Raw genomic sequence first — 7,648 nt, 5'->3', positions numbered from 1 at the left:
ATTTAAAAGTGATAAGCCTAACGCTTGTTGCTGTTACACCGATTTAGTGCGCGCGTAGCTCAGCTGGATAGAGTACCTGGCTACGAACCAGGCGGTCGGAGGTTCGAATCCTCCCGCGCGCACCATTACTTAAAAGTGATAAGCCTCAATGCTTGTTGCTGTTACACCGATTTAGTGCGCGCGTAGCTCAGCTGGATAGAGTACCTGGCTACGAACCAGGCGGTCGGAGGTTCGAATCCTCCCGCGCGCACCATTACTTAAAAGTGATAAGCCTCAATGCTTGTTGCTGTTACACCGATTTAGTGCGCGCGTAGCTCAGCTGGATAGAGTACCTGGCTACGAACCAGGCGGTCGGAGGTTCGAATCCTCCCGCGCGCACCATCATTTAAAGCCCAGCTTTTGCTGGGCTTTTTTGTATCTGTTGTTTTCTGATTTCTAAGTATTACTAAGCCTTTATAATATTATTGTTAATAAGTAATAATAATGATTTTATTTGCTTAGTATCAATAAGGGTATCTAACTGCTTATTTGATACGATAACTTCTCTTTTTTAGCTGAATGCTATCCTTTCTAGATATTTTTAAAATTCCTTTTTTTATTACATTTCAGTATGTTGATTCTATATATGCAATCTTTATGTATTTGTATTCATATTGTGTCTGCATGTAATGAAATCTTGCAATTAAGGCTGATAAATATGCTTTAATTTGAGTAAAAATCAGACTGATGTTGCAAAAACAACCAATTTTTGTGAATCAATTTGACTTGTTTTCAATTGTCGTGATAATCGTTAACACTACGGTCACAACTAGAAGGAATTTATGATGACTGATCTGGGAGATGCGCTGTGGCAAGCAGCGGTAATTATGGCGACAGGAATGGTCGTTGTATTTGTCTTTCTGTCAATCCTTATTTTTTTGGTTCATTTGTTGGCAAAATTTGCGCCAGCTGACCAAATTGAAGCGCCTAAAGCTGCCAAGCCGGCAGTGACCCAAAATCAAAACGGTATTAAGCCTGATGTCATTGCAGCTATTTCTGCTGCTGTTCATCAATATCGTCAAGCTAAAAGCACTAGCTAATTTCACAGCACACAGTTTTGATTTAAGGACACTTATTCTTACAAGGAGTTTTGAACATGTCCAAGCCTCTAGCTATCACCGATGTTGTATTGCGTGATGCACACCAATCTTTATTTGCTACCCGTCTTCGTTTAGAAGATATGCTTCCTATTGCCGCGCAGCTTGATGATGTTGGTTATTGGTCGTTAGAAACATGGGGTGGTGCAACATTTGATTCGTGCATTCGCTATCTTGGTGAAGATCCTTGGGAGCGTCTGCGCGCATTAAAGCAAGTGATGCCAAAAACACCGATGCAGATGTTACTTCGTGGACAAAATTTACTTGGCTATCGCCATTATGGTGATGATGTTGTAGAGAAGTTTGTTGAGCGCGCACACGCGAATGGTATGGATGTTTTCCGTATTTTTGATGCCATGAATGATGTGCGTAATTTTGAAAAAGCCGTAAAGTCGACGATTGATGTTGGTGCTCATGCGCAAGGTACTATTTCTTACACAACAAGTCCGGTTCATACTTTAGATACATGGACCGATCTTGCTAAGCGTTTAGAAGATCTCGGTTGTCACTCGCTATGTATCAAAGATATGTCAGGTTTATTGAAGCCTTATGAAGCGGAAGAGTTAATTAAGCGTATCAAAGCATCATGTGATATTCCGCTAGCTTTACACAGCCATGCTACAACCGGTTTATCTACAGCGACAGCAGTGAAAGCCGTAGAAGCGGGACTCGATATTCTTGATACATCGATTTCATCAATGAGCCAAACTTACGGTCATACACCAACTGAAACAGTGGTAGCTATGCTCCAAGGTACAGGACGTGATACCAACCTTGATTTAGAAAAGTTCGCACCTATTGCTAGCTATTTCCGAGATGTTCGTAAGAAGTACGCGAAATTTGAAGGTAGTTTACGAGGTGTTGATGCTCGAATTTTATTAGCACAAGTTCCTGGCGGCATGCTAACTAACATGGAAAGTCAGCTAAAAGAGCAAGGTGCTGCTGATCGTTTTGATGAAGTGTTAGAAGAGATCCCACGTGTACGTGAAGATCTTGGCTTTATTCCACTGGTCACCCCAACATCACAAATTGTCGGTACTCAGGCTGTATTGAATGTACTGACTGGTGAGCGCTATAAGAGCATCAGTAAAGAAACGGCGGGTATTCTAAAAGGTGAATATGGCGCAGCACCAGCGGCTGTAAATAGTGATCTTCAAGCGAAAGTACTTGAGGGTGCTGAGCCTATTACTTGTCGTCCAGCTGATTTAATTGATGATGAGTTAGCTATCTTAACTGATGATCTTGTCGCAAAAGCTAAAGCTGAGGGTATTGCGTTAGCCGATCAACAAGTTGATGATGTATTAACGTATGCATTGTTCCCGCAAGTTGGACTTAACTTCCTTAAAAATCGTAATAATCCTGATGCCTTTGAACCTGCACCAACAGGTGAAGAAGTAGTAACCACTGCCGCTGAAACGAAAACGGCATCTGAGGTTGAAAGCTATAGTGTACGTGTTAATGGTCAGGTTTATAACGTTGATGTTGCTGAAGGCGGTGAATTGTCTTCTGTGGAAGTGGCACAGCAACCAGCAGCTCCTGTTGCTGCCGCATCAGCTCCAAGTGCAACTGCTGAAGCTGTTGGTGCGCCATTAGCAGGGAATATCTTTAAGATCAATGTTCAGCCAGGTCATCAAGTAACAGAAGGTGATGTTCTTGTGATCTTAGAAGCGATGAAGATGGAAACCGAAGTACGTGCCGCACGTAGTGGTGTGGTTGATCAGCTACATGTTAAAGAAGGTGATTCCGTCACTGTCGGTTCGCCGATCATTAGTTTGTCATAAGAGGTAACCATGGAAGGTTTATTAAAACTCTGGTCCGAAACTGGGATTGCAAACTTTGAATTCGGTCAGATCGTGATGATCGTGGTTGGTTGTGGTTTGTTGTTCTTGGCCATTCGTAAAGGCTTTGAGCCATTATTATTACTGCCTATGGGCTTTGGTGCCATTCTTGCCAATATCCCGAATGCTGGGTTTACTGATCCTGGTGGTTTGCTTTATTACATCTATTACGTAGGGATTGAAACGGGTATTTTCCCGCTATTAATCTTTATGGGTGTAGGTGCAATGACCGACTTTGGCGCGCTGATTGCAAACCCTAAAACCTTGTTATTAGGAGCAGCGGCGCAGTTTGGTATTTTCTTTACCTTATTTGGCGCTATTTTACTTAACGTTGTACCGGGAATGGAATTTTCGCTAGCAGATGCTTCGTCAATTGCGATTATTGGTGGTGCTGATGGCCCAACGGCTATTTTCTTAGCAAGCCGATTGTCCCCTGATTTACTTGGTGCGATTGCGGTGGCAGCTTACAGTTACATGGCTTTAGTACCAATTATTCAGCCACCAATTATGAAAGCACTGACGACACCTGAAGAGCGTCAAATTCAGATGCAGCAGCTTCGTCACGTGACGAAGATGGAAAAAGTATTGTTCCCATTAGCTGTACTGTTGATGACGATTTTGTTCTTACCATCAGCAACCCCATTAGTCGGTATGTTCTGTTTAGGTAACTTAATGCGTGAATCTGGTGTTGTGGATCGCTTATCAAATACAGTACAAAACGAGTTGATCAACATCGTGACAATTATGCTAGGTTTAGGTGTTGGTTCGAAGCTTGAAGCTGCAACATTCCTACAAATCGAAACATTAGGTATTTTGGTACTGGGCGCGGTTGCATTTAGTGTTGGTACTGGTGGTGGTGTATTAATGGCAAAAGCGCTTAACCGTTTTAGTAAAGAGCCAATTAACCCATTAATTGGTGCAGCAGGTGTATCTGCCGTTCCAATGGCGGCACGTGTGGTGAATAAGGTGGGTTTAGAGTCAAACCCTCAAAACTTCTTATTAATGCATGCAATGGGACCAAACGTAGCTGGTGTATTGGGCTCTGCTGTAGCTGCAGGCATCTTGTTAGCATTGGTGGGTGGAAGTTAAGGTATTTCTTTCACTACCTAGTTAAAAAGGCAGCGTTTCGCTGCCTTTTTTATTTAATGACAATATAAAAATATGTTCAGTTATCGCTTCAAATGGCACACTTTGCCTTCCTAATAAAAAGGTGACAGACATGACTGATTTATTTACCGGGGATACGGGCTTATGGGTTCTATTTGCGACCGGATTTCTTAGTGCCACATTGTTACCAGGCGGATCTGAAGCGAATCTTATCGCTGCTGTCAAATTAGGGGATAACCCGATATGGCAAATAGTAGCGGTCGTTGCGATAGGTAATACCTTAGGTGGATTAACTAATTATTGGTTAGGACTTTTACTACCAGATAAAACTTCAGAGCAAAAACAGAGTCATAAAGCGTTATTGTGGCTAAAAAAATACGGCTACTGGAGTTTACTACTTAGTTGGATGCCAATTATTGGTGATCCCTTATGTTTAGCGGCAGGTTGGCTACGGATGCGATTTTGGTGGTGTGCAGTAGTCATTTTAATTGGTAAAACATTACGTTATATCGCATTAGCCGCAATCGTATTGGGACTTTTCCCAGCATTATCGTTTTAAGGAATTCGAGCGTGAAAAAATGGATCCTGAGTGCAGCCGTCGTGTCATTGACAGGTTGTACTCAATTTACTGAACAGCAGACTACCCAAGGGTTACCAAAAGGGGTAACGTTTATTGAGCAAGTTAAAGCGGTACAAGGGAAAGCTGTGATCCCTTATAGCAAATACCGTTTGGCGAATGGGTTGACTGTTATTTTATCGCCGGATCACTCTGATCCGTTAGTGAATGTGGATGTGACTTACCATGTGGGCTCTGCGCGAGAGCAACAAGGTAAATCAGGTTTTGCGCACTTTTTTGAGCACATGATGTTTCAAGGCTCTAAGCATGTTGGTGATCAACAGCATTTCAAATTGATCACAGAAGCGGGCGGTAATTTAAATGGCAGTACTAACCGTGATCGCACGAATTATTTTGAAACAGTCCCAGCCAATCAATTAGAGAAAGCCTTGTGGCTTGAGTCTGACCGTATGGGCTTTTTACTTGATGCGGTATCTCAGCGTAAGTTTGAAATTCAGCGTGATACAGTGAAAAATGAGCGTGCACAAAACTTTGAAAACCGTCCGTATGGTTTGATTTATGAAAAAATGGCGGAAGCATTATACCCTCGTAGCCATCCATATTCATGGCAAACCATTGGCTATGTAGAAGATTTAGATCGTGTTGATGTTAACGATCTTAAAGCTTTCTTCCTGCGTTGGTACGGGCCAAACAATGCGACGTTAACCATTGGTGGTGATATTAATAAAGCGCAGACATTGGAATGGGTGAATAAATACTTTGGCTCTATTCCACGAGGTCCTGAAGTAAAGGATGCACCGAAGCAGCCTGTGACATTGCCGTCTGATCGTTACATTACACTGCAAGATAATATTAAGCAGCCCATGTTAATGATGGCCTGGCCGACAGCGTATTTAGGTGCAGCAGAACAACCATCATTGGATATGTTAGGCCAAGTGATTGGAAGTGGCACGAATAGCTTACTCTATCAAAAGCTGGTGAAAACAGGTAAAGCTGTTGATGCAGGCGCATTCCAAGATTGTGCAGAGCTTGCTTGTAGCATGTATGTGTATGCGATGGCACCAAGTGGTGATAAAGGTCACCTAGACACATTACGTAAAGAAGTGATGTCTGTCGTTAACGGCATTGAGCTACAAGGGATCAAGAAAGCCCAACTGGATGAAATTAAAGGCTCGGTTGAAGCGAGTGCGATTTATGGCTTACAAAGTGTCAGTGGTAAAGTGTCGCAACTTGCGGCTTATCAGACTTTCTTTGGTAATCCTAACTACATTGCAACGGAACTAGCGAATCTTGATAAAGTAAATACGCAAAGCGTAATGCGTGCGTATAACCAGTATATTTATCAACACCCGAGTGTTACGCTCAGTGTTGTTCCACATGGTGAATTACAACTGCAGGCAGCGAAACCCAATTATGCGCCTGCGCCACGTGTGTTACCTAAAAATACCAAGATCAATGATCAAGATTTAGCTTACCGTACGGTTAAAGATAATTTTGATCGTTCAGTGATGCCAAAGGCTTCAAAACCAGTGAAAGTCGTCATGCCCACACTGTATGAGTTCAGCCTTGCGAATGGGATCAAAGTGGTTGGTACCCAGTCCCAAGAAACTCCAACGATCAGCTTACAGTTAACCGTACCTGCAGGGCGTCGTTTAGATCCTGCAAGTAAAGAAGGTTTAGCTGAGTTGACGGCTGCGATGATGAATGAAGGCTCTGAGAAATATACCGCAGAGCAAATGGCATCTAAGTTAGATACTCTTGGCAGTAATATTTCAGTACATGCTGGATTATATGGCACCACGATTTCACTCAGTACGCTAACGAAGAACTTACCTGAAACGATGGCGTTATTAGAGCAACGTCTTTTCCATCCCGCCTTTAAAGAAAGTGATTTTAAGCGTCTTAAAAAGCAGATGATTGAAGGTATTGTTTATGAGCATCAAAGTGCGGATTGGTTAGCGGGGCAAGCAACACGAGAAGTCTTATTTAAAGGTACTGTGTTTGGGCGTCCAACGGATGGTACTAAGCAAACGTTGAGCCATATTACCCTGCAAGATGTAAAAGACTTCTATCATCGTTATTACACTCCTAACAGTGCTGATGCGGTAGTGGTGGGCGATATAACACAAGCGAAACTAGTACAAGCGTTAGCGCCTATCGGACAATGGCAAGGAGAACCTGCGCCAAGTATTGCACCACAAGTTCTACCTGTATTAAAGCAGCAAGCAATTTGGTTAGTGAATAAGCCTGATGCTCCACAAACGGTGATCCGTTTAGTACGTCAAGGGATGCCGTTTGATGCCACCGGTGAGCTATTTAAAACCCAATTGGCTAACTTTAATTTAGCGGGTAACTTTAATAGCCGTATCAACATGAATCTACGTGAAGATAAAGGCTTTACCTATGGCGCGGGAGGCTATTTCAGTGGCGGAAAAGAAGTGGGTGTGGGAGTTTATTATGCTCAAGTTAGAGCCGATGCGACGGTTGCCTCTATAAAAGAGTTTCTCGCCGAACTAAAGAAAATGAGCACATCAGGATTAACCGATAAAGAGGTTAACTTTATGCGCTTAGCTGTGGGTCAGAAAGATGCTCTTAGTTATGAGACGCCAAGTCAAAAAGCATCATTGTTAGGTAATATCTTAGCTTATGATTTACCAAAAGATTTTGTCGCTCAGCGAAACCATATTGTCGATACTATTACTAAAACGACAATGGATAAATTAGCGCAGAAATGGTTTAACCCGAAAGATTATCAAATTATTGTGGTGGGTGATGCGAAGACATTGGAGCCACAATTGAAAGCGTTAGACTTACCTGTTCATTTGCTTACATTAACGAAGTAACAGGTACTCAGTAACAGCTAGTACCGAGTGCTAGTTGTTACTGCTTAGTAAAAGTCTTTCGCAAGTTTTGCTGATATAAATGATGGTAATCAGATGCAATAATGATTACTCTGTTTTCCTTAAATTAGATTAAAACGAGAATAGCCT

General features: G+C 42.4%; 5 protein-coding genes and 3 tRNA genes. All 8 read left to right on the top strand.

Features of this window, described 5'->3' with window-relative positions; all coding sequences use genetic code 11:
• The first annotated feature begins 48 nt into the window (after nt 1–48).
• Nucleotides 49–125 (top strand) — tRNA-Arg (locus C9J45_RS20485).
• Between the two features lie 51 nt (nt 126–176).
• A tRNA-Arg gene (locus C9J45_RS20480) sits at nt 177–253 on the top strand.
• A 51-nt stretch (nt 254–304) separates the two neighbouring features.
• A tRNA-Arg gene (locus C9J45_RS20475) sits at nt 305–381 on the top strand.
• Between the two features lie 443 nt (nt 382–824).
• Nucleotides 825–1,079 carry an oxaloacetate decarboxylase subunit gamma gene (locus C9J45_RS20470; protein WP_107208699.1) on the top strand — a complete coding sequence of 85 codons (255 nt, stop codon included), beginning with the start codon at nt 825–827 and terminating at the stop codon, nt 1,077–1,079.
• Between the two features lie 56 nt (nt 1,080–1,135).
• The gene (oadA, locus tag C9J45_RS20465) at nt 1,136–2,917 is read left to right on the top strand and encodes a sodium-extruding oxaloacetate decarboxylase subunit alpha (RefSeq protein WP_107288115.1); all 1,782 of its coding nucleotides are present in this window, start codon (nt 1,136–1,138) and stop codon (nt 2,915–2,917) included.
• A 9-nt stretch (nt 2,918–2,926) separates the two neighbouring features.
• The gene (locus C9J45_RS20460; RefSeq protein WP_107208701.1) at nt 2,927–4,063 is read left to right on the top strand and encodes a sodium ion-translocating decarboxylase subunit beta; all 1,137 of its coding nucleotides are present in this window, start codon (nt 2,927–2,929) and stop codon (nt 4,061–4,063) included.
• A 130-nt stretch (nt 4,064–4,193) separates the two neighbouring features.
• A complete protein-coding gene (locus C9J45_RS20455) occupies nt 4,194–4,640 on the top strand; it encodes a YqaA family protein (RefSeq protein WP_045153637.1) in 447 nt (148 codons plus the stop codon).
• Nucleotides 4,641–4,651: 11 nt separating this feature from the next.
• Entirely contained in the window at nt 4,652–7,501 is a 2,850-nt protein-coding gene (locus tag C9J45_RS20450; RefSeq protein WP_107292948.1) for a pitrilysin family protein, read from the top strand.
• The last annotated feature ends 147 nt before the right edge of the window (nt 7,502–7,648 follow it).

It is taken from the genome of Photobacterium sp. GB-1, from assembly GCF_003026165.1.
GTDB lineage: Bacteria > Pseudomonadota > Gammaproteobacteria > Enterobacterales > Vibrionaceae > Photobacterium.
Note: the sequence above shows the minus strand (reverse complement) of the source record. Positions and strands in the feature narration are given on the sequence as shown.

What these genes read in the sequence shown, in the direction of transcription:
- C9J45_RS20470 (WP_107208699.1), top strand. Translation starts at nt 825, where the DNA reads ATGACTGATCTGGGAGATGCGCTGTGGCAAGCAGCGGTAATTATGGCG.
- oadA (WP_107288115.1), top strand. Translation starts at nt 1,136, where the DNA reads ATGTCCAAGCCTCTAGCTATCACCGATGTTGTATTGCGTGATGCACAC.
- C9J45_RS20460 (WP_107208701.1), top strand. Translation starts at nt 2,927, where the DNA reads ATGGAAGGTTTATTAAAACTCTGGTCCGAAACTGGGATTGCAAACTTT.
- C9J45_RS20455 (WP_045153637.1), top strand. Translation starts at nt 4,194, where the DNA reads ATGACTGATTTATTTACCGGGGATACGGGCTTATGGGTTCTATTTGCG.